The 20,327-nt window shown below is 70.5% G+C and carries 18 protein-coding genes; 13 read left to right on the top strand and 5 right to left on the bottom strand.

The features are described 5' to 3' along the window. The first annotated feature begins 118 nt into the window (after positions 1-118). Together AC1VWI_RS41720 and AC1VWI_RS41715 are read left to right on the top strand one after the other, a co-directional pair. Positions 119-1,012: an IS982 family transposase gene (locus AC1VWI_RS41720; RefSeq protein ID WP_499516273.1), complete on the top strand. Its 894-nt coding sequence runs from the start codon at positions 119-121 to the stop codon at positions 1,010-1,012. Positions 1,013-1,178: 166 nt separating this feature from the next. Then, complete coding sequence (locus AC1VWI_RS41715; protein WP_499516272.1) at positions 1,179-2,117, top strand: GNAT family N-acetyltransferase; 939 nt, start codon at positions 1,179-1,181, stop codon at positions 2,115-2,117. A gap of 86 nt (positions 2,118-2,203) precedes the next feature. On the opposite strand, the gene AC1VWI_RS41710 is transcribed toward AC1VWI_RS41715, so the two are convergent. The 4 genes from AC1VWI_RS41710 to AC1VWI_RS41695 form a co-directional block, all read right to left on the bottom strand. Beyond that, positions 2,204-2,776, bottom strand: coding sequence for an SUKH-4 family immunity protein (locus AC1VWI_RS41710; RefSeq protein ID WP_499516271.1), 573 nt, complete (start codon positions 2,774-2,776; stop codon positions 2,204-2,206). Beyond that, complete coding sequence (locus tag AC1VWI_RS41705; protein WP_499517043.1) at positions 2,773-3,801, bottom strand: NAD(P)-dependent alcohol dehydrogenase; 1,029 nt, start codon at positions 3,799-3,801, stop codon at positions 2,773-2,775. The genes AC1VWI_RS41710 and AC1VWI_RS41705 overlap by 4 nt, the downstream gene beginning before the upstream one ends. 153 nt (positions 3,802-3,954) lie before the next feature. Then, entirely contained in the window at positions 3,955-4,641 is a 687-nt protein-coding gene (locus AC1VWI_RS41700; protein ID WP_499516270.1) for a TetR/AcrR family transcriptional regulator, read from the bottom strand. A gap of 121 nt (positions 4,642-4,762) precedes the next feature. Beyond that, positions 4,763-6,253: a serine/threonine-protein kinase gene (locus AC1VWI_RS41695; protein ID WP_499516269.1), complete on the bottom strand. Its 1,491-nt coding sequence runs from the start codon at positions 6,251-6,253 to the stop codon at positions 4,763-4,765. A gap of 507 nt (positions 6,254-6,760) precedes the next feature. On the opposite strand from AC1VWI_RS41695, the gene AC1VWI_RS41690 reads away from it, so the two are divergent. The 3 genes from AC1VWI_RS41690 to AC1VWI_RS41680 all read left to right on the top strand — a co-directional run bounded on the left by AC1VWI_RS41690 (position 6,761) and on the right by AC1VWI_RS41680 (position 10,244). After that, positions 6,761-8,698 carry an N-acetylmuramoyl-L-alanine amidase gene (locus AC1VWI_RS41690; protein ID WP_499516268.1) on the top strand — a complete coding sequence of 646 codons (1,938 nt, stop codon included), beginning with the start codon at positions 6,761-6,763 and terminating at the stop codon, positions 8,696-8,698. Positions 8,699-8,822: 124 nt separating this feature from the next. Continuing rightward, positions 8,823-9,527: a VanZ family protein gene (locus AC1VWI_RS41685; protein ID WP_499516267.1), complete on the top strand. Its 705-nt coding sequence runs from the start codon at positions 8,823-8,825 to the stop codon at positions 9,525-9,527. Positions 9,528-9,572: 45 nt separating this feature from the next. Beyond that, positions 9,573-10,244 (top strand): response regulator transcription factor, encoded by a 672-nt coding sequence (locus AC1VWI_RS41680; RefSeq protein WP_499516266.1) that lies wholly within the window; start codon positions 9,573-9,575, stop codon positions 10,242-10,244. 74 nt (positions 10,245-10,318) lie between these two features. Here the strand turns inward: AC1VWI_RS41680 and AC1VWI_RS41675 are convergent, their stop codons facing one another. Continuing rightward, entirely contained in the window at positions 10,319-11,359 is a 1,041-nt protein-coding gene (locus tag AC1VWI_RS41675; RefSeq protein WP_499516265.1) for an aldo/keto reductase, read from the bottom strand. 176 nt (positions 11,360-11,535) lie between these two features. Here AC1VWI_RS41675 and AC1VWI_RS41670 point away from each other — a divergent pair, with 176 nt between their 5' ends. The 8 genes from AC1VWI_RS41670 to pqqC all read left to right on the top strand — a co-directional run bounded on the left by AC1VWI_RS41670 (position 11,536) and on the right by pqqC (position 20,322). Then, on the top strand, positions 11,536-12,156 hold the full coding sequence (locus AC1VWI_RS41670; protein ID WP_499516264.1) for a TetR/AcrR family transcriptional regulator: 621 nt from the start codon (positions 11,536-11,538) through the stop codon (positions 12,154-12,156). 202 nt (positions 12,157-12,358) lie between these two features. Continuing rightward, entirely contained in the window at positions 12,359-13,753 is a 1,395-nt protein-coding gene (locus tag AC1VWI_RS41665) for a DNA-binding protein (protein ID WP_499516263.1), read from the top strand. Positions 13,754-13,882: 129 nt separating this feature from the next. After that, positions 13,883-16,027, top strand: a complete 2,145-nt coding sequence (gene katG / locus AC1VWI_RS41660) for a catalase/peroxidase HPI (protein ID WP_499517042.1) — start codon at positions 13,883-13,885, stop codon at positions 16,025-16,027. Positions 16,028-16,307: 280 nt separating this feature from the next. Further along, positions 16,308-16,769: an MSMEG_3727 family PQQ-associated protein gene (locus AC1VWI_RS41655; RefSeq protein WP_499516262.1), complete on the top strand. Its 462-nt coding sequence runs from the start codon at positions 16,308-16,310 to the stop codon at positions 16,767-16,769. A 13-nt stretch (positions 16,770-16,782) separates the two neighbouring features. Further along, the gene (locus tag AC1VWI_RS41650; RefSeq protein WP_499516261.1) at positions 16,783-18,483 is read left to right on the top strand and encodes a PQQ-dependent dehydrogenase, methanol/ethanol family; all 1,701 of its coding nucleotides are present in this window, start codon (positions 16,783-16,785) and stop codon (positions 18,481-18,483) included. A gap of 46 nt (positions 18,484-18,529) precedes the next feature. Continuing rightward, entirely contained in the window at positions 18,530-18,625 is a 96-nt protein-coding gene (pqqA, locus tag AC1VWI_RS41645; protein WP_499516260.1) for a pyrroloquinoline quinone precursor peptide PqqA, read from the top strand. Between the two features lie 172 nt (positions 18,626-18,797). Further along, on the top strand, positions 18,798-19,619 hold the full coding sequence (pqqB, locus tag AC1VWI_RS41640) for a pyrroloquinoline quinone biosynthesis protein PqqB (protein ID WP_499516259.1): 822 nt from the start codon (positions 18,798-18,800) through the stop codon (positions 19,617-19,619). Positions 19,620-19,623: 4 nt separating this feature from the next. Beyond that, a complete protein-coding gene (gene pqqC, locus AC1VWI_RS41635) occupies positions 19,624-20,322 on the top strand; it encodes a pyrroloquinoline-quinone synthase PqqC (protein ID WP_499516258.1) in 699 nt (232 codons plus the stop codon). Positions 20,323-20,327: the final 5 nt, after the last annotated feature.

The following is a 20,327-nucleotide window of genomic DNA, read 5'->3' as shown; positions in this document are numbered from 1 at the left end:
CGTAGCGGAGCGACACGACAACCACTCCGGAAATACTTTCGATACACGCCCTGGACGAGTAAGTCCTATGTCCCGGGCCGGTGATCGGGCGTGAAGAGAGGGTGTTCAAGATCATGTTGTGACGCAAGACCTGAACACCCTCTTGACCGCACTGTACGTGAAGATCGATGACGAGTTGGGAGGGCCGCGGTGGACGGGCAGACCGCCGGTGCTGACCGACTCCGAGCTGGTGTGTGTTGCGGTCGCCCAGGCGCTGCTCGGCTTCGCCTCCGAGGCGCACTGGCTGCGCTACGCCCGCAAGCATCTGGCCGGCATGTTTCCCTATCTGCCGCAGCAGTCCGGCTACAACAAACGGCTGCGTGCCGCCCTTGGCCTGGTCAAGCGGGTCATTCGGATGCTCGCGAAGTCCAGCGACTTCTGGCTGGACGACTGCTGGATCGCGGACTCCACCCCGGTGCCCTGCGGCATGTCCCGGCCCCCGGTCAAGCGCTCGGATCTGGCCGGATGGGCGGGCTACGGCCCCTGCGCCAGCCACTCGCGGTTCTACTGGGGGCTGAAGCTGTACCTGGTGTGCACCCCGGCTGGGATGCCGATCCTATGGGCGCTGGCCAATCCGAAGATCGGCGAACGGGAGGTGCTGGCCGCGATGCTCGAAGTCGACGCCGGCGTGGCTGCCGAGCATGACGGCATCCTCCTGATCTGCGACAAGGGATTCGCCGGGAAGGATTTCGAAACGCTGCTGGGCCAGTACGGCATCACCATGCTGCGTCCGTCCCGCAAGGACGAGAAGGCCCGCTACGGCGAGCCCATGCTCAAAAAGGTCCGGCAGCTGATCGAGTCGGTCAACGACACCCTCAAGGGTCAGCTCGACCTGGAAGACCACGGCGGACGCAGCTTCGAGGGCGTCGCGATCCGGGTCGCCCAGCGCGTCCTGGCGATGGCCGCCGCGATCTGGCACAACAACCACACCGCAGCCCCCGTCACCCGGTCACTGATCGCCTACGACCACTGACCGGGCCACCGACGGAATCCGTTGAGCTGCGGAAACACGGCTCGGGTGGTGTGGCGTTCCCTTGTCCCTGCGTGAATGTTCCCGGTGAACTGTGGCAAAGAACCGAGCGCGGAGGGAAGCGGCAAATGCTTTGACCCGGTCCCGCCCAGCCGTGATCATGGGCCGGATGCGATTCCTTCCCGCCACCGCTGACCCCACCACCCTTGACCGTGCCGCCGCGTACCCCACCGACGGCCCGGTTGCCGCCCTGACCGCCGAGAGGTTCAGCGGAGAGCTCGACGCCAACCGGTTCCGCCCGGAGTGGATCTGGCTTGCCGAGGACGAGGACGGGCAAGTCCTCGCCCGCGCGCTGTGGTGGGGCCGCGCCGACAGCGAGCGGCCTATAGCCCTCGACTGTCTCCAGGTCCGCTCCACAGTCGCCGATCCGGTCGCCGTCGCCACCAGGCTCCTCGACGCCGGGCATGCCGCCTTCGGCACGCGCCCGCTGTACAACCTCTCTCTCCCAGCGAACTGGAGCACCCGCCCGGAACTCACCGAGGCGGTCGCCTGGCGTCGTGAAGTGGGCTTGCGCACAGGGTTGAGCCGGGAAATTCAGCGCCTACGTTACGAATGGACTCCCGCGGCAGGACTGCCCGAAGCCGGCGGTCGGCTGATGTTCCGCGAGGGAAGCGACCAGGAGTTCCTGGATGCCTTCATCCGGGTGTCGGCAGGCAGCCTCGACCAAGCCACCCTTGACGAGCTGCGCACCAAGGACACCAGGCAGTTGGCCGAGGAGGACATGCGGTTCTACCTCGACTGCCCGGGCGAGCGCTCCTGGTGGAGGCTCGCGGAGCTGCCCGATGGCACGCTCGCCGGTCTGGCCGTCCCGTCAGCGACCCCGTACAACCGCAACGTGGGCTATCTCGGAGTCGTACCCGAGCAGCGCGGTCAGGGGCTGATCAACGAGATCCTCGCCAAAATCACCCGTTTCCATGCAACCGAAGGCGCCGAGCGGATCACCGCGACGACGGATACGACGAATGTCCCGATGGCCGCGGCCTTCGACCGCGCCGGCTACGAGGTGACGGAGATCCGTATGGTCCTGGAGGCTCCGGGGGCCGCATGACCAGCCGCGCTCGCGTTAATCGGCATTCCGTCACATCGGAGGCAGTATTTCGTCAGTGGGCCTGACCGGGCTTCGGACTTACTCGTCTAGTCCTGCATGAGGTTCCGCACGTACCGCAGCACGCTGTACCAGACGGAGTCCTCGTCCTCCATGACCGCGGCGTCGGCACGACGCATGCGTGTCAGCAGCCTGTCGCGCGCGCCCTGCGGGTCGACGCCCTCGTCGGTGGCGGCCTCGGGGTCGTAGTCCGGCCGTTCCTCCTCCAGCGCGTGGAGGAAGAACGCCAGCGCATCCACCGTGCTGTTGAGCAGGTGCGGTCCCCCGTCCTCCGGAACGCAGTACACGGCCCCGGTCCTGGTGTCGGCGACGACGTCGTCCATGCCGATCCCGCCGAGGGACAGCCACGACGACATGTCGAAGGGGCAGTTCGGGTACTTCTCCGAGACGGCCTGCCAGGCCTCGCCGCCGATGCGCAGGTCGCCGTCGATGAGCCGCTGGTCCGCCATGAACCAGCCGATCCGGTCCGGAAGGCCCACGTCCCTCAGAAAGACCCGGGTCGGCTCGTGGATGACGCCGGCGAGCGCCGCGTCATCCACGGTCACCAGTTCATCGGGGCCGAAAACCGACTCCATCGCGACGCGGTCGACCAGGGGACTCATTTCGCAACTCCCGGCCCTTCACCCGGGGGCGCTTGACGGCCGACAGTGATGACGGTCTTGCCGCGGGCATGGCCCCGCTCCACGTGGCGCATCCCCTCGGCAGCCTCGGCCAGCGGGTAGGTACGGTCGACCACGGGGGCCAGCAGGCCCGCCTCGATCAGCGCGGTGACGGCGAGCAGGTCCTCGTGGGTGGGCCCGGCCGGGGCCGCCGGGAGGATGACGCGCAGCCGCTGCCGGACGAACGCGTTGGCCGCGACCACGCGCAGCGTGGAGGCGACCGCGCCGAACATGCGGCCGGGTGAACCGCCCCCGTTGGCCACCAGGATGCCTTCAGGCGTGAGTGCCCGGCGCAGCCGGGCCGGCGGGTGGTTGCCGACGTTGTCCAGGATCAGGTCGTAGCGCGCGCCCGACCGGGTGAAGTCCTGCCGGGTGTAGTCGACGACGTGCGCGGCGCCCAAGGAGCGTGCCAGGTCGGCGTTGCCGGGGCTGCACACCGCGGTGACCTCGGCGTCCAGGGCCGCGGCGATCTGCACGGCGAAGTGGCCCACGCCTCCGGCGGCGCCGTTGACCAGCACCCGCTGCCCGGCCTGCGCCCGGCCCACGGTGCGGATGCCGCGCAGCGCGGTCACCGCCCCCATCGGCACCGCCGCCGCCTGTTCGAAGGTCAGCCCCGCGGGTTTGGGGACCACCAGGTCGGGGGTGGTGCGGGCGTACTCGGCGAACGAGCCCGGGCAGAAGCCCAGCACCTCGTCACCGGGTGTGACGCCCTGCACGCCTGCGCCGACCGCCTCCAGGTGCCCGGCCGCGTCGATGCCCGCCACCGGTACCTTCGGCCGGGTCGCCCCCATGCCGCCCATCAGCCGCGCCACATACGGGTCGCCGCGCATCATGTGCCAGTCGTACGGGTTGACGGCCGCCGCACGCACCCGCACCAGTACCTCGCCGGCTCCCGCCTCGGGCCGCTCGACGTCCTCCAGGCGCAGGACTTCCGGCGGACCGAACCTCTTCTGGACGATCGCTTTCATCGAGCTCCCCAGCCCCTCGTCGCCGACCGCCCGGAGCGGTACGCCCGGACGGTACGCCACTCAACTCCCTTGTCACGCACCGTAGGTGTACGGCGTACACCCGTCAAGAGGCGCGGGCAGGGAAGGCCGCTCGGGGGCGATCCTGCCGCCGCGTCAGACCCGGTTCCGGAGCCGCTCCAGGCCGTCCAGCATCAGGTCGAGGGCGAACTCGAACTCCAGCTGGTCGTCGCAGCCGGCACCGACGACGGACTGCTCGTCATGGGCGACGGCCATGGCCAGCTCGGTGACGTGCGGGTAGCGCGCGGCCATCTCCTCGGGTGGCGGTGCGTCCGGATCCGGCTCGCCGCCCGGGCTGTCCTCGAACAACTCCTGGGAGAAGCCCAGGACACGGCTGCCCATGACGTGCATCGCATGATGGACCAGGTCCAGTGGGAAACCCCCGGCCCTGAAGATCCCGATCATCGAATCCAGGTACGCCAGCACCGCCGGCGTCGGGGTCGTCCGCGCCTTCATCCGCGCCTCGATCACCCCGGACGCCCACGGATGACGCAGCAGCATCCGGCGCGCGGACAGCACGCGCCCCCGCACCGCACCCTGCCAGTCCGCCCCGGCGACCGGCGGGTCGATCTCACCGACCACGGCATCGATCATGCCGTCGAGCAACTCGTCCTTGTTCGCCACATGCTTGTACAGCGCCATCGGCACCACACCGAGCGCCCCCGCGATCTTCCGCATGCTCAGCGCCGCGACCCCGCCGTCATCGGCCAGGGCCACAGCGGCACCCAGGATCCGCTCCCGGCTCAACGGCTTGCGGGGCCGCGTCGTGGCTCCGGGCTGCATGGCGATCTCCACCGTCCCCCTCTCAACTGCTCCACCGGGCCTGCCCCGACCCGTCCCCACCGGCACACGCCGGCAGGCCGGGCCCCATCCTCCCCCACACCCGCTGCCGGTGCGTGTGGGGTCAGCTGTCGCTGCGCCGGCGCGGGTGCCGGACGGCGGCGAGGGCGGTGCAGGCCGCGGCCGCCAGGAGCAGGAACGTTGCCCCCTCTCCGTAGTAGCCGGACCTGCTCGCGATGACCGGCCCGACGCACAGGATCGCGCCGTAGGACAGCACCTGGGCGGCCGTTCCCGACCGGTAGAACACCCCCACCGCGCACGCCACGGCCAGCAGCAGGAGAATCACGATGCCCGGCATGTCGTCGCGCACCCACAGCAAGGTGGCCGGTGCGACCGCGGCGAAGGCCCCCGCAAGGCCCGGACGCAGGCACGTCAGCATCAGCGCGGTGAGCCACGCGGCGACCAGCGCCGTCATGGCCGAGCTCGAATAGGCGTAGGAATCCCACGTGGAGACCACCACGGGCAGCGCCAGCAACGTCGCCACGAAGGGGGCCAGCCGTTCGCCCCGCCACAGGGAGCCGATCTTCACCCCGCCCGGTGCGGGTGCGGCGGGGGGCGCCGCCGCGCCCGTGCCCGCCACCGGAGGGATCGTCGGCGCCGACGCGGGCTGAGGGGGCACCGGCGGTGCCGGCTGCGCGACACGCGCTGCCGGGGGCGGCCCGGCCGGCACCGCCACCTGCTCCTGCGACCCCGCGAGGCGGGTGCCGCCGGCCGTGCCCGCCAGGCTGCCGCCGCTGTGCAGGTTCCCCAGGGCGTCGCGCAGGGCGCCCATGCCCAGGAACCGCTGCCCGGGCTGCTTGGCCAGCGCGCGGAGCACCACGGAGTCGACGGCGTCGGGCAGTTGCGGGCGCAGTGCCGAGGGCGGCACCGGGTCCTTGGCGAGGTGCTGGTTCATCACCGCGAACGGCGAGTCACCGGTGAAGGGCGGCCTGCCGGTGAGCAGTTCGTAGAACAGGCACCCCAGCGAGTACTGGTCGGTGCGCGCGTCCACCGCCGTGCCGTGGATCTGCTCCGGTGAGAGGTAGGCGGGCGTCCCCACGGTCATCCCGGTCGCGGTCAGCCGGGTCGCCGTGTCGGCGACGACCTTGGCGATGCCGAAGTCGAGGATCTTGACCTGGCCGTCAGCCGTGATCATCACGTTGGACGGCTTGACGTCGCGGTGGACCAGCCCCTGCGCATGGCTGTGGGCCAGGGCGTCGGCGACGTCCCGCATGATCGCCGTCGAGCGCTCCATCGTGAGGGGACCGTCGCCCAGCACCTCGGCGAGCGTGCGCCCCTCGATGAACTCCATGACGAGGTAGGGAACGACCTCCTCACCGCCGGTGTCCTCACCGACGTCGTGGAGCACCGCGATCCCCCGGTGGGTGAGCGAGGCGACCGTACGGGCCTCCCGGCGGAATCGGGTCCGGAACTCCTCGTGCCGGGTCAGCTCGGGGGGCAGCACCTTGACCGCCACGGCACGGCCGAGCTCACGGTCGATCCCGCGCCAGACCTCGCCCATGCCGCCCCGGCCGACGGTCTCCACCAACTCGTACCGCCCCGACAGCACACGCACGGCGTACCTCCCGCCCCGTTCCCCACACACCCCACCCAGGTGACTTGCTGTCAGCCTATAGACGTACTTGTCACGTGTGGGCCGTTTTCCACAGGCTTCGGTGGGGGCGCAACGGCGTGAAGGGCGGCGCCCGGCGGGACCGGATGCTCCGCGATCACACGATGCGATGCCGGAGACCGCGACCGTCACAACAGTGTCATTGAGGCGCCTCGGTCACGGCCGTCTTCCCGCCCCGAAACGCCCCCCGGAAATGCGCGAATACCGCCCCATACTCGGCATCACGCCTCCCCCTTCCCCACAAACACACTGTTCATCTCGGCACCAAGACAGTGTGATACGTTCATCGGGCATCGAGTTCAGGGGCGATGCGACCTGGACCATGACGGTCACTCAGGACGGGCTCCGCTGGGGCCTGTTGGCCGGGCCGCCCTTCACTGACGGTCCGTTTCGTGCCGCTCCTCAGCGTGGACAGGTGGCGTGACCTCGTCACCCCGGAATCGGGATTCAATGACCAAAGACTCAGTACCGCGCCGGAAGCACGCTTCCCGCCGTCCCATCGCGCTCGGCGCGGCGATCGTCGCGGTGGCGGGAGCCATCGCCGTTCCCGTCGTGGCCCAGGCTGCGGAGGACACCCCTCGGGCGGACACCGCACTCCAGAGCAACTTCGCCGCCGCCGCGGCCGAGTACGAGGTGCCCGAGCAGGTGCTTCTCGCGGTGGCCTACCAGCAGTCGTCGTGGGACACCCACGAGGGGCGGCACAGCGCTTCGGGCGGCTTCGGACCCATGCACCTGACCGACGTCACGCCCGACATGCTCGCCGGCGGCGCCGCGGGCACGGCCGGCCGGGCGGAGGCCGCGGAACTCGCCTCGGGCGCGGCGCAGCACACCCTCCGGACCGCGGCGGCGCTGACGGGTCTGCCGGCCAACGAGCTGCGCGACGACCCGGCCGCGAACATCCGCGGCGGAGCCGCACTGCTGGCGTCGTACCAGAGGGAGCTCGGCGCGGAACCGTCCGACGACCCGGACGACTGGTACGGAGCGGTCGCCCGCTACAGCCAGTCCACGGTGCGGCAGGGTGCGACCGCGTTCGCCGACCGCGTCTTCGCCACCATCAAGAAGGGCGCCGCCCGCACCACGGACGACGGCCAGAGCGTCAGGCTCGACGCCGACGCCGCGGTGAGCCCCGCCACCTCGCAGGTGGACAAGCTCAAGCTGTCCGCGGCCGTGGTGGCGGACACCGAGTGCCCGCCGACGGTGAACTGCACCTTCGTCCCGGCCAGCCCGAAGAACGGCCAGGTCTCCGACCGGCCCGCGAACGGCGTCCGGATCGACCAGATCGTCATCCACGACACCGAATCGCCCTACGAATCGGCCATCGCCACCTTCCAGAACCCGCTGAGCAGCGTCGCGGCGCACTATGTCATGCGGTCCTCCGACGGCGCGGTGACCCAGATGGTGCCCGCCAAGGACCTGGGCTTCCAGGCGGGCAACTACTCCACCAACCTCCACTCGATCGGCATCGAGCACGAGGGCTACGCCGCGCACGGCGCCCAGTGGTACACCGAGGCGCAGTACCAGGCGACGGCCGACCTGGTGGGGTACCTGGCCGAGCGGTACGACATTCCGCTCGACCGGCAGCACATCATCGGCCATGACAACGTTGTCGCCCCCGCTGACCGGTTCGTCAACGCCCAGCACTGGGACCCGGGCCCGTCCTGGGACTGGGAGCACTTCATGGAGCTGCTGGGCGCTCCGGTCGCGGGCCGGCACGGCGTCGGCACGGTGGGCTCCGCCGTGACCATCGCCCCGGGCTTCGCCCGCAACAAGCAGACCATGGAGCTGTGCCCCGAGGACGACGGCAGCGACGCAACCGAGGAGTGCACCACGGTGCGCCAGGCGTCGAACTTCGTCTACGTGCGCACCGAGCCGCGTGCGGACGCCCCGCTCTTCGGCGAGCAGTCGATCCACCCCGGTGCCCCCGGCACCAACCGGATCAGCGACTGGGGCAGCACCGCCCAGGCGGGGCAGCAGTTCGTCGTCGCCGGCAAGAAGGGCGACTGGACCGCGATCTGGTTCAGCGGCAGCAAGGTGTGGTTCCACAACCCGCGCGGTGTCAACACGATCCCCGCGCGCGACGTGACGATCGTCAGGCCCGCCGCGGCCGTCCCGGTGAAGGTCTACGGCACCAGCTACCCGGACGCCGCCGAGTACCCCGCCGGTCTCTCGCCGTCCACGCAGGCTCCGCTGAGCATGTACGGCATCCCGGCGGGCCAGGCCTACGTCTCCACGGCGGCCCCGGCCCTGACGGACGACTTCTTCCCCTCCAGCGGGAAGGTCGTCTTCGGCGCCAAGAAGATGTACACCGTCCAGTACGGCCACAAGACCGCCCTGATCTACGCGGATGACGTGACCGCCAAGGGACGTCCGTCCCACCACGGCTCCTGACCCGGTCCTCGGGCAGGTCCACCGGGGGGTCCGGCACACACTGGTGTGCCGGACCCCCCGTGTATCGCGGGCGTATCGAAAAGCGCATACGCCACCGCAACGGCCCCGCGTCTCCAATGGGGGCGTGAACGACAACGCATCCCCGTCAGCACCGCTCCGCCGCATGCGCAGCTTCGTGCTCCCCGGCCTGGTGGTCCTCGGCGTGGCGGTCGCCGCGTTCGTCGTGCGGCGGCCGCTCATGATGTCCGCTCCGATGTGCATGGCAGGGCGGTGGCACGGCTGCTTTGACACGTTCAACGGCGTGGTGCTCATGACGTTGGTCGCGCTGCCGTTGGCCTTGCTGGTGGTGTGGGTTCTGGCGCGCGGTCGGCGTGCCGCCGGCGGCAGATCGGCCTGGCGGACGTCGCTGGCCGAGGTGGGCATGGTCCACGGGACGGTGCCGTTCCTGTGGCTGACCATGATGCCGGGCGGCGGGGCCGGCGTCGTCCCCGCCCGGGTGAGCCTGGTTCCGCTGCGGGACCTGGTCACGATGGGGCCGCTCGGGATCGCCGGCAACCTGCTGGTCTTCGCGGCGCTGGGGTTCTTCGCCCCGATGCGGTTCGCGGCGCTGGCGTCCGTGCCACGGATCCTGGCGCTCGGGGCGGGCTGCTCGGTCCTGGTCGAAACCGCGCAGTACGTCCTGGAGTTGGACCGGGTGTCCTCCGTGGACGACGTCCTGGTCAACGCCACGGGCGCCGTGCTGGCCGCGCTGGCGTCGCGCCGCTGGTGGCGCACCACGGCGCAAGCGCCGTCGGAGCGGCCTCGCCCCGCGCCGGCACGGGCAGGCTGAGGTGGGCATACGTCGGCGATACGTCGTGGTGCCTAGGCTTCGGACATGCGCGTACTGATCGTGGAGGACGAGCCCTACCTGGCGGAAGCCGTCCGTGACGGTCTGCGGCTGGAGGCGATCGCCGCCGACATCGCAGGCGATGGCGACACCGCCCTGGAACTGCTCGGCGTCCACTCCTACGACCTCGCCGTCCTCGACCGCGACATCCCCGGCCCCTCCGGCGACGAGGTCGCGCGGCGCATCGTCGCCTCCGGCAGCGGCATCCCGATCCTCATGCTCACCGCCGCCGACCGGATCGACGACAAGGCTTCCGGGTTCGGGCTCGGCGCCGACGACTACCTCACCAAACCGTTCGAGCTGCGGGAGCTCGTCCTGCGGCTGAGGGCGCTCGACCGCCGACGCGCGTACGCCCGGCCACCCGTCCGCGAGATCGCGGGCCTGCGGCTCGACCCCTTCCGCCGGGAGGTCTTCCGCGACGCACGCTACGTCGCGCTCACCCGCAAGCAATTCGCCGTGCTGGAAGTCCTCGTCGCCGCCGAAGGCGGGGTCGTCAGCGCCGAAGAGCTACTGGAACGGGCCTGGGACGAGAACGCCGACCCCCTCACCAACGCCGTGCGCATCACCGTCTCCGCGCTGCGCAAACGACTCGGCGAACCATGGATCATCGCCACGGTGCCCGGCGTCGGCTACCGGATCGACACCGGCGCGCGTACGTAGACGCCCGGGGCCCGGCGCCCGCCCACGGGGAACCGGGGCCCCGGAGGCGCCGTCGGCGCCGAGGCGGCGGCCGGTCAGGCCAGGTTGCCCGCCGGGATCCGGGTCGGGGCGAACCACTGCTGGATCCAGTTCGGGTAGGCGAGCGGCGGCCGGCTGACCTCGTCGAGCTCGGCGAGGTCCTGCTCGGTCAGCGTCAGGCCGACGGCGGCGACGTCGTCCGCGAGTTGCTCCACCGTGCGGACGCCGACGATCACGCTGGTGACGGCGCGCTGCGCCAGCAGCCAGGCCAGGGCCACCCGGGCCGGGCCGACCTCGTGCCGCGCGGCGACGTCCCGGACCACGTCGAGCACCGCGAAGCCCCGCTCCTCGTCGAACGGTACGAAGTCGAAGCCGTTCCGGGCCCGGCGGGAGTCCGGTTCCGTGGTTACCCCGCCGCGGTCGAACTTGCCGGTCAGGAATCCGCCGGCCAGCGGCTGCCACACCGTCAGGCCCAGCCCCGAGTCCTCGGCCAGGGGTACCAGGTCACGCTCGGCGTCGCGGGCCACCAGGGAGTAGTGGGTCTGGTTGGCGACGAACGCCGCCCGGTGGTGCAGTGCGGAGATGCCCAGCGCCTTGCTGATCTGCCAGGCGGCCAGGTTGGAGCAGCCGATGTAGCGGACCTTCCCCTGGCGTACCGCGTCGTCGAGGGCGCTCAGCGTCTCCTCCAGCGGCGTCACGTGGTCGTAGTTGTGGATCTGGTAGAGGTCGATGTAGTCGGTCCCCAGCCGGCGCAGGCTGTCCTCCAGGGCCCGCATCACGTGCAGACGCGACAGGCCCTGGTCGTTGGGCCCCGGCCCGACCGGAGCGAGGAGCTTGGTCGCCAGCACGACATCCCGCCGGCGCCGCCCGACCGCCCGGCCGAGCAGCTCCTCGCTCTCTCCGTCGGCGTAGACGTCCGCGGTGTCCAGGAAGTTGATCCCGGCGTCCAGTGCCGCGCCGACCACCCGGTCCACGTCCTGCTGCCCCAGTGCCCCATGGGGGCCGTACACCGGGTGGTCCTTGCCGCCGAACGTCATCGCGCCCAGGGAGATCTCGGAGACCCAGACCCCGGTGCGTCCCAGCAGACGATATTTCACCAGTCACTCCTCATCGCACACGTGCTTGCTCGCGCAGGCGACCGGGAGTCCCTAACCTTTCCGGTCACTGCATCCGGACATCGCGTCCGGAAATTACGCTACACGATGTCCGGACGCGGTGTAATGTGACGTTCGCTGCCGGGCCCCCCGCCCCGCGACGACCTCAGGATCCGGACATGCCTTCGATCACCCGACGCCGCACCGCGAAGGTCGGCCGCCCCACCTCGGCCGAGGCGGACGTCCTGGACGCCACCCAGCGCCTGCTGGCAGGCGGCGCGAACTTCACCGAACTGGGCGTGCAGCAGATCTGCACCGAGGCCGGCGTCGCCCGCTCGACCTTCTACAGCCACTTCCGCGACAAGGTCGACCTACTGCTGCGCCTGGCCGGCCGGCTCATGGCCTCCTCCTTCGACCTCACCTCGGCCTGGCAGCCCTCGGCCGGCGTCGAAGGCCTCGAGGAGGCCTTCGTGCACGTCATCGAGGTCTACCGCCGGCACGCCGCCGTCCGGCGGGCACTCGCCGAGGTCGCCACCTACGACACGGCCGTACGCGACTACTTCACCGCCGAACTCCACCAGTTCACCGACTGGACCATCAAGATCCTCCGCGACGAACAGGAGGCCGGCCGCACCCCCGCCGACCTCGACCCCGTCAGCGCCACCCGGATCATCGTCACCGGCGGCGAACGCGCCCTCACCGACCAGGTCACCACCGGAGACCCCGCCGGCGACCCCGCGTTCGCCCGCGAACTGGCACGCACCTGGTGGCACGGCATCTACCGCCGCCCCCTCGGCTAGTGCCCACGGGGCGTCCGCAGCCCGCCGACGGTACTAAGGTGGGCAGTGGAGGTCTGTGACACAGCCCGGAACGGGTGACGGAGCAGGGAGACCCGCGACGCGGTACGCGGTCCGCCGCAGGCCCGGCCGCCATGAGCGGTGACCGGCCCGGACCGCGGGCATGCCGCCGGCATTGGGGATGGACCAAGGGCGGTTCTGAACCATGAGAAGCACACATCGGCTTGAGCCCAACTCGGCGAACCTCGGCGGCGGCCCCGTTCTCGCGGCGTGGGAACGGTTCGTGCAGGGCGAGGACCACGTCCCCGGTGTCCGGCCCCTGGTGGCGATCTCCTGGCAGCGCTGCCGAGAGCAGTACCGAGTCGATCCCCACCTCACGAAGGCTCCGCCGGCCGTCACGAAGCCCGACCACACGCCCGAGCACGACGTGGTCCTCGCCGAGCTGGGCTTCCGGGCCGCCGCCGTGGCACATGAAGTGGGCAACCTCGGTGGGGTCGTCTCCGTCACCGACGCCACCGGCCGGATCCTGGCCGCGTGGGGTGATCACGCCACGCTCGCCCGAGCCGACGACTGCAATCTGGCGCCCTGGTTCTGCTGGTCCGAGTGCGCGGTCGGTACGAACGGCATGGGCACGGCGCTCGAGGCGCACGGCCCGGTGCCGATCAGGGGCGCGGAGCATTGGTGCCAGGCGTTCCACAACTGGGTGTGCGCGGGCATCGCGGTGCGTGACGTGGTGACCAGGGAACCGATCGCGGTCCTCAACGTCTCCTTCTGGCGCAACGGGCTTCCCGCGGCCGCCGAAAGCTGGCTGGCCGGCGCCGTCACCATGACCCGGTACCCGCTGAAGAGGCGCGCCCGGGACAGCGGCGCGGAGTTGGTCGCGGCCTACACCCAGGCCAGGGCGACGTCGGGTGCGGCGCTCGCCGCCGTGGACACCGCGGGTAAGGTGGTGATCGCCGACGACATGGCGAGCGTGCTCCTGGGCGTCCCCGCGTACACCCCGGCGATCGACCCCACCCTGCGCTGGAACCCCGGGCTGCCGGAATTCATCGCGGCCGCCCGGTATGCCAGCAGGCAAGGGGCCCACGATCCCGACTGGGTCGGCTCGACGCAGATCTTCGCCCACCTGGCCGACGAGCCGACGACGATCACCATCCGGCCCGTCTTCTCCTCCGGGCACCTGATCGGGAACCTGGTTCTGTTCGGGGTTTCCGACGGGGCGCGGCTCCCCCAAAGGGAGGGGGCGTCCCACCCTCGGGTGCCGCCGCGCCGACTGGTCGCGATGCGCGACAACCGGATGGTGCTGCTGCGACTGCCTGAAGTCTCCTTCGCCGAATCGCACGGAAACGACGTGTGGCTCTCCACCGATCAAGGTCGATTGCGAGCCGCCTCCCTGAGCCTGGACAAGCTCGACAGCGATCTGGCGGATGTCGGCTTCCTGCGGGTGCACCGCCGTTACGTGGTCAATCTGAGCCGCATCCGGGAGGTCGAGCGCGGGCTCAAGGGCGAGTTGTCCCTGGTCATGGACGACCGGACGAACGAGATGGTGCCGGTTTCCCGGCGGAACGCGCCAGCCGTGCGTCGCGCGCTGAACATCTGAACCACGACGCACCCTCTGATCCGGAAGGAGATCCCCGTGTCCGACATCCCGCACGCCGTTGCCGGCGAGACGGACTCCGGCAACGCGGGCGGCCTCGGCCTCTCCGTCACCGGGTACCGCGGACGGCCGATCGCAGGCGCGAGCAACCGCGACTGGTGGCCGAGCCGGCTCGACCTGAGGGTCCTGCGGAAACACCCCGCCGAGGCCGATCCCATGGGCGAGGACTTCGACTACGCGGCGGCGTTCCGCACGCTGGACCTCGACGCCCTGGCGCGCGACGTCGACGACGCGCTGACCACGTCGCAGGAGTGGTGGCCGGCCGACTTCGGCCACTACGGGCCGCTCGTGATCCGGATGGTGTGGCACTGCGCCGGGACCTACCGCATCCACGACGGCCGCGGTGGCGCGGGCGCCGGAATGCAGCGGTTCGCGCCGCTGAACAGCTGGCCGGACAACCGCAACCTCGACAAGGCGCGCCGGCTGCTCTGGCCGGTGAAGAAGAAGTACGGCCGCAAGATCTCCTGGGCCGACCTGATGGTCTTCGCGGGCAACCGCGCCCTGGAGACGATGGGTTTCACGACCTTCGGCTTCGCCGGCGGCCGGGCGGAGGTGTGGGAGCCCGACGAGGACGTCTACTGGGGTCCCGAGCACGCCTGGCTCGGCGACGAACGCCATGGCGGCGTCCGGGAGCTGAAGCGCCCCCTGGCCGCCGACCAGATGGGCCTCATCTACGTCAACCCGGAGGGGCCCAACACCGTCCCGGACCCGCTCGCCTCGGCACGGGACATCCGCGAGACCTTCCGGCGCATGGGGATGAACGACGAGGAGACCGTCGCGTTGATCGCGGGCGGCCACACGTTCGGCAGGACCCACGGCGCGGCCGCCCCGGACGCCCACCTCGGCCCCGAGCCCGAGGGCGCCCCGCTCGAGGAACAGGGCCTGGGATGGAAGAGCAGCTACGGCACCGGGAAGGGCACGGACACCATCTCCAGCGGGCTCGACGGTACGTGGACGCCCACCCCCACGACGTGGGACAACAGCTTCTTCGAGACCCTGTTCGGCTACGAGTGGGACCTGGAACTGAGCCCCGCCGGTCTGTGGCAGTGGGTCCCGCGGGACGGCGGCGGGGCCGGTACGGTCCCGGACGCCCACGACCCGTCGACGACGCACGCCCCGACCATGCTGACGACGGACCTGGCGCTGCGGTCGGACCCGGGCTACGAGCCGATCTCACGGCGCTTCCTGGACAACCCGGACCAGCTGGCGGACGCGTTCGGGCGGGCCTGGTTCAAGCTGACGCACCTCGACATGGGCCCGGTCCAGCGCTACCTCGGACCGCTGGTCCCCCGGGAGACGCTGCCGTGGCAGGACCCGGTCCCCGCCGTGGACCACGAGCTCGTCGGGCCGGCGGACATCGCCGTGCTCAAGAGCCGGCTCCTCGCCTGCGGGCTGTCGGTCTCCCAGCTCGTCTCGACCGCGTGGGCGTCTGCATCGACGTTCCGCGTCAGCGACAGGCGCGGCGGGGCGAACGGCGCGCGCATCCGCCTCGAGCCGCAACGGGGGTGGGAGGTCAACGAGCCCGACGCGCTGGCACAGGTGCTGCGCACCCTGGAGGGGATCCAGGAGGCCTTCAACGCCTCCCAAGCCGGGGACGAGAAGATCTCGCTGGCCGACCTCATCGTGCTCGGCGGGGCCGCCGCCGTCGAGCGGGCCGCCGGGACGGCCGGCCACGACGTGCACGTCCCCTTCCTCCCGGGACGCACGGACGCCACGCAGGAGTGGACCGATGTGGAGTCCTTCGCCGCCCTCGAGCCGACCGCGGACGGGTTCCGCAACTACCACGGCAAGGCCGACCGGCTGCCGTCGGAGCACCTGCTGGTCGACCGCGCCAACCTGTTGGACCTGAGCACGCCCGAGATGACCGTCCTGGTCGGGGGCCTGCGGGTGCTGGGCGCCAACCACCGTCAATCGCCGCTGGGCGTCTTCACCGCGAAGCCCGGGTCGCTGACCAACGACTTCTTCGTGAACCTGCTCGACACGCGCACGGAGTGGGAGCCGGTGTCCGCGACCGCCGAAACCTTCGTGGGCCGCGACCGGGCGACCGGCGAGGCCAAGTGGACCGGCAGCCGCGTCGACCTCGTCTTCGGCTCGAACTCCGAGCTGCGTGCCGTCGCGGAGGTCTACGCGAGCGACGACGCACGGGAGAAGTTCGTGAAGGACTTCATCGCCGCGTGGGACAAGGTCATGTGCCTCGATCGGTACGACCTCGCTTGATCCTCCCAACGGTGGCACATGGGGGACGAACGGTAGCCGGTCGCGGACGAACGGCATGAGCCGGCCCGCACGCGCGCTCACCCTTGTCGGTGTGATCCATACGGCGTAGCGTGCTTATTGGGTAGCAAATTGTCCGCTTTTCGGAGCAATTCAATCCACCCGCGCCGAATTCCACGACAATTCGGAGAACGTTTTCGAGGGAAGGTGTGTGATCGGCCGCGGAGCACCGCCGCCGGCGGAAGTGGACACAGCGATTCGGCATGAGGAGGGTGAAGCCCCGATGACGACCATGCAGGAGCGATCCGACCTGCTGGACAAGATCGGGTTGGCCGAACAGAACAAAGCAGCGCTGGGTCAAGTGCTGGGAACCGGTTGCATCGGATATGCCGCCGAGAAACCGGACGGCACCATGCAGGCCACCATTCGAATCCACCCGGATGAGCTGATCTGGGATCCATCAATTCTGGTCATGCCCCATGGAGGCGATATCGAGCTCGAGCTCATCAACGACGACCAGAACACCCACTGCGCGCTCCTGCCGAGCAACGGCGACCGGAAGTTCATCTGGCTGGTGAACCATTCGCGCGGACGGGCGACCCTCAACCTCGACGGACCGGGCTACTACTGGTACTGCTCGCCCACGGGCAACGACGAGGGCCGGGGGTTGACCGGGGCCATCGTCGTCCTGGGGGAGGCTCCGCCGGAGGCTCGCCTCGACCGCCCCGAGCAACCGCGGCCGTAGGAAGGAGGAGGAGATGTCCCTCGACTACGTGGACGCGGGCGAGGCAGTCGACCAGGGGTTGCTGAGCGGCAAGGTCGCGGGCGGGGAGGTCGCGCCGCCGGTGGTGGCCGGCCTCGACTACGAGCGCATGCTCAACGCCCGCCAGGAGCCGCACAACTGGCTCACCTACTACGGCGCCTACAACGGGCAACGCTACAGCCCGCTGGACCAGATCAACACGGAGAGCGTCAAGCGCGTCGTCCCCGCATGGGTCTTCCAGGCGGGCACGACCGGACTGATCGCGGGCGCGTCGACCTACTCGTTCGAGGCCGCCCCGATCGTCGTCGACGGGGTCATGTTCGTGTCCGGCTGGGACGGCTGGGTCTGGGCCCTCGACGCGAAGACCGGCGTGGAGATCTGGCGGTACAAGCACGCGGTCCCCTTCGACGTGTCCTTGTGCTGCGGGAACGTGAACCGCGGGGTCGCCGTGGCCCAGGGGAAGGTCTTCTCCGTCACGCCGAACGCCCGTCTGCTCGCACTCGACGCCACCACCGGAAAGCGGGTCTGGGACAAGACCTACGGTGATGTCCGGGCTGGGGAGAGCGCCACACTCGCCCCGTTGATCGTGAAGAACATGGTCATCGTCGGCAGTTCCGGCGGCGAGTTCGGCGTACGCGGCCACCTCGACGCGTTCGACCTCGCCACCGGCGAGCACCAGTGGCGCTGCTACACGGTGCCCAAGCCCGGGGAGCCGGGCTCGGAGACCTGGCCCGCCAACGGCGAGGCCTGGGCGCGTGGTGGGGCGAACTGCTGGGTCACCGGCACGTTCGACCCGGAGACGAACCTGCTGTACGTCGGCACCGGCAACCCGGCGCCCGACTTCGACGGAGGTGTCCGCGAGGGCGACAACCTCTTCACCGACTGCGTCATCGCCGTCGACGTCGACAGCGGTCAGATCCGCTGGCACTACCAGTGCACCCCGCACGACGTGTGGGACTACGACAGCATCGCCGAGTGCATCCTGTTCGAGCGGGACGGGCGCAAGCTGCTGGGGCACTTCGACAAGAACGGCTACTTCTTCGTCCTCGACCGCACCAACGGGGAGAGGGTCGGGATCACCCCCTTCGTGGACCGCATCACGTGGGGGGCCATCACGAGGGACGGCCGGGTGACGGCCAAGTCGTACCCGGACAAGGAGGGAGAGCCCGTCCACTTCTACCCGGGTCCGGCCGGTGCGAAGGAATGGACCCACGCGGCCTACAGCCCGAAGTCCGAGCTGTTCTACGTGCCCGTCCAGGACACGGGTGCCACGGCCACCCGACGGCGCCGGGAGTTCAAGGAGAGCATCCCGTACTGGGGCGCGGGCGTTCAGGTGGACATCGAGGACATGGCGGGGTCCGTCAGCGCGTTCGACGCCGACGGCGAGGAGAAGTGGCGCTGGCGCAACGAACTGCCCATGTGCGCCTCGGTGCTGGCCACCGGTGGTGACCTGGTGTTCGCCGGTGAGCCGTCCGGCGAGTTCAACGCGCTCGACGCCCGCACCGGGCAGGGGCTGTGGCAGTTCCAGTGCGGGAGCGGACACCACAGCAGCCCGACCACCTACATGGTCGACGACAGGCAGTTCATCGCCGTACCGGTCGGCTGGGGCGGGTGGGCCGAGGGATTCCTCCCCGGCATGCTCGGCGCGGGACACGGTAGCGCCCTGATCACCTTCGCCCTCCCGGAATGGTCGTAGCGCGCGACCAGAGCTTGCCACGACCGGCCAGAGAGGAGGTGAGTCCATGGAACCCCAGCTTGCTGTGTGGGAGACGCCCGAGTTCGAGGAGATCGCGGTCGCGGCCGAGGTGACCATGTACGTCGCCCGGCTGGAGGACTAGCGGACGTGGGGCATGCCGGACCGGTTCCGGCGCCCCGACGGCTCGGGACGCCGACAGGCGGCCGGGCCGACGACGGACCCGGACATTCGACGAACGGAGTGCCGGCGTGTTGGTGCGAGTGCTGGGCTCAGCGGCGGGGGGCGGGTCCCCGCAGTGGAATTGCGGCTGCCCCGTGTGCGCCGCGGTCCGCTCAGGGGCCGGCCCCCCGCGCACCCAGTCCTCGATCGCCGTCAGCGCCGACCGCTGCCGGTGGTTCCTCGTCAACGCCTCACCCGACCTCCGCGCCCAGTTCGAGGCCTTCCCAGGCCTGCACCCGCAGGGCGACCGGACGACGCCTCTGGAAGCGGTGCTGCTCACCGACGCCGAGCTGGACCACACGCTGGGTCTGCTTCTGTTGCGCGAGGCCCATGCCCTGCGGGTGTACGCCACGCCGGCGGCACACAAGACCCTGTGTGACGGCTCGGGCATCCTGAGCACGCTCCAGCACTACTGCACCGTGGAGTGGCGGGCGGTGATCCCCGGCACCGACCTGGCTCTGGCGGACGGGCTGTCCTGCCGTGCGTTCGACGTACCGACCGCCAAACGCGCCCGGTTCGGGGCCGAGGCGGACCACGGCCGCGTCGTGGGCTACCGGCTGACCGACGAACGCAGCGGGGGGACGCTGGTCTACCTGCCGGCCGTGCAGTCGCTGACGCCGGCGCTGTGCGCGGAGCTCGAGGGCTGCGGATGCCTGCTGTTCGACGGGACCTGCTGGCGCGACGACGAGCTCGTACGGCTCGGACTGGCCGGCAAGACGGCCCGGGAGATGGGCCACCTGCCCATCGACGGCCCGGACGGCAGCCTGGCCCGGCTCCCGTCGCTGGCCGCGGGACGGACGGTCCTCGTGCACGTCAACAACACCAACCCGATCCTCCTGGAGGACGCACCCGAGCGGCACATCTTGCGGGAAAGCGGCATAGAGGTGGCCACGGACGGCCTCGAGATCCAGGTGTAGAGCCGTGACGACGACAACCACGAGAACCGGCGCCGACGACTTCGTCGAGGCGTTGCGGGCCCACTCGCGGCGGTACCACGACCAACACCCCTTCCACGTCCGGATGAACACAGGCCGGCTGAGCCATCGGCAGATCCGCGGCTGGGTGGCCAACCGCTTCTACTACCAGGAGAACATCCCCCGAAAGGACGCCGCGATCCTTTCCAACTGCCCCGACCTGGACGTGCGCCGCCGCTGGATCCGACGGATCACCGACCACGACGGCAGCGCCGCCGGCGAGGGCGGCATCGAGGCGTGGCTGCGCCTCGGCGAGGCCACCGGGCTGACCCGCGACGAGGTCCGGGACCACCGGCACCTGGTACCAGGCGTGCGGTTCTCCGTCGACGCCTACGTGAACTTCGCCCGGACCCGCCCGTGGGTGGAGGCGGTGGCGTCCTCGCTCACGGAACTGTTCGCGCCCGACCTGATGGCCGCGCGCCTGGCCGCCTTCGAGCGCTGGTACCCGTGGATCGACCCCGACGGCCTCGCCTACTTCCGCACCCGCTTGGAGCAGGCCCCGCGCGACTGCGAGCACGCCCTCCACGTGGTCACGTCGCACTGCCTGTCCGCCGAGTCGCAGGCGCGCGCCGTCGACGCGCTCTCGTTCAAGTGCGACGTCCTGTGGAGTCTCATGGACGCCGTCGACCAGGCCTACCCGGAGTGACCGCC

This window comes from Streptomyces sp. TOM-9 (assembly GCF_056858595.1).
Note: the sequence above shows the minus strand (reverse complement) of the source record. Positions and strands in the feature narration are given on the sequence as shown.

Bases quoted from the DNA above. Each gene is read 5' to 3' on its own strand.
- AC1VWI_RS41715 (WP_499516272.1), top strand. From the start codon at position 1,179: ATGCGATTCCTTCCCGCCACCGCTGACCCCACCACCCTTGACCGTGCC.
- AC1VWI_RS41710 (WP_499516271.1), bottom strand. From the start codon at position 2,776: ATGAGTCCCCTGGTCGACCGCGTCGCGATGGAGTCGGTTTTCGGCCCC.
- AC1VWI_RS41705 (WP_499517043.1), bottom strand. From the start codon at position 3,801: ATGAAAGCGATCGTCCAGAAGAGGTTCGGTCCGCCGGAAGTCCTGCGC.
- AC1VWI_RS41700 (WP_499516270.1), bottom strand. From the start codon at position 4,641: ATGCAGCCCGGAGCCACGACGCGGCCCCGCAAGCCGTTGAGCCGGGAG.
- AC1VWI_RS41690 (WP_499516268.1), top strand. From the start codon at position 6,761: ATGACCAAAGACTCAGTACCGCGCCGGAAGCACGCTTCCCGCCGTCCC.
- AC1VWI_RS41680 (WP_499516266.1), top strand. From the start codon at position 9,573: ATGCGCGTACTGATCGTGGAGGACGAGCCCTACCTGGCGGAAGCCGTC.
- AC1VWI_RS41670 (WP_499516264.1), top strand. From the start codon at position 11,536: ATGCCTTCGATCACCCGACGCCGCACCGCGAAGGTCGGCCGCCCCACC.
- AC1VWI_RS41665 (WP_499516263.1), top strand. From the start codon at position 12,359: ATGAGAAGCACACATCGGCTTGAGCCCAACTCGGCGAACCTCGGCGGC.
- AC1VWI_RS41655 (WP_499516262.1), top strand. From the start codon at position 16,308: ATGACGACCATGCAGGAGCGATCCGACCTGCTGGACAAGATCGGGTTG.
- AC1VWI_RS41650 (WP_499516261.1), top strand. From the start codon at position 16,783: ATGTCCCTCGACTACGTGGACGCGGGCGAGGCAGTCGACCAGGGGTTG.
- pqqA (WP_499516260.1), top strand. From the start codon at position 18,530: ATGGAACCCCAGCTTGCTGTGTGGGAGACGCCCGAGTTCGAGGAGATC.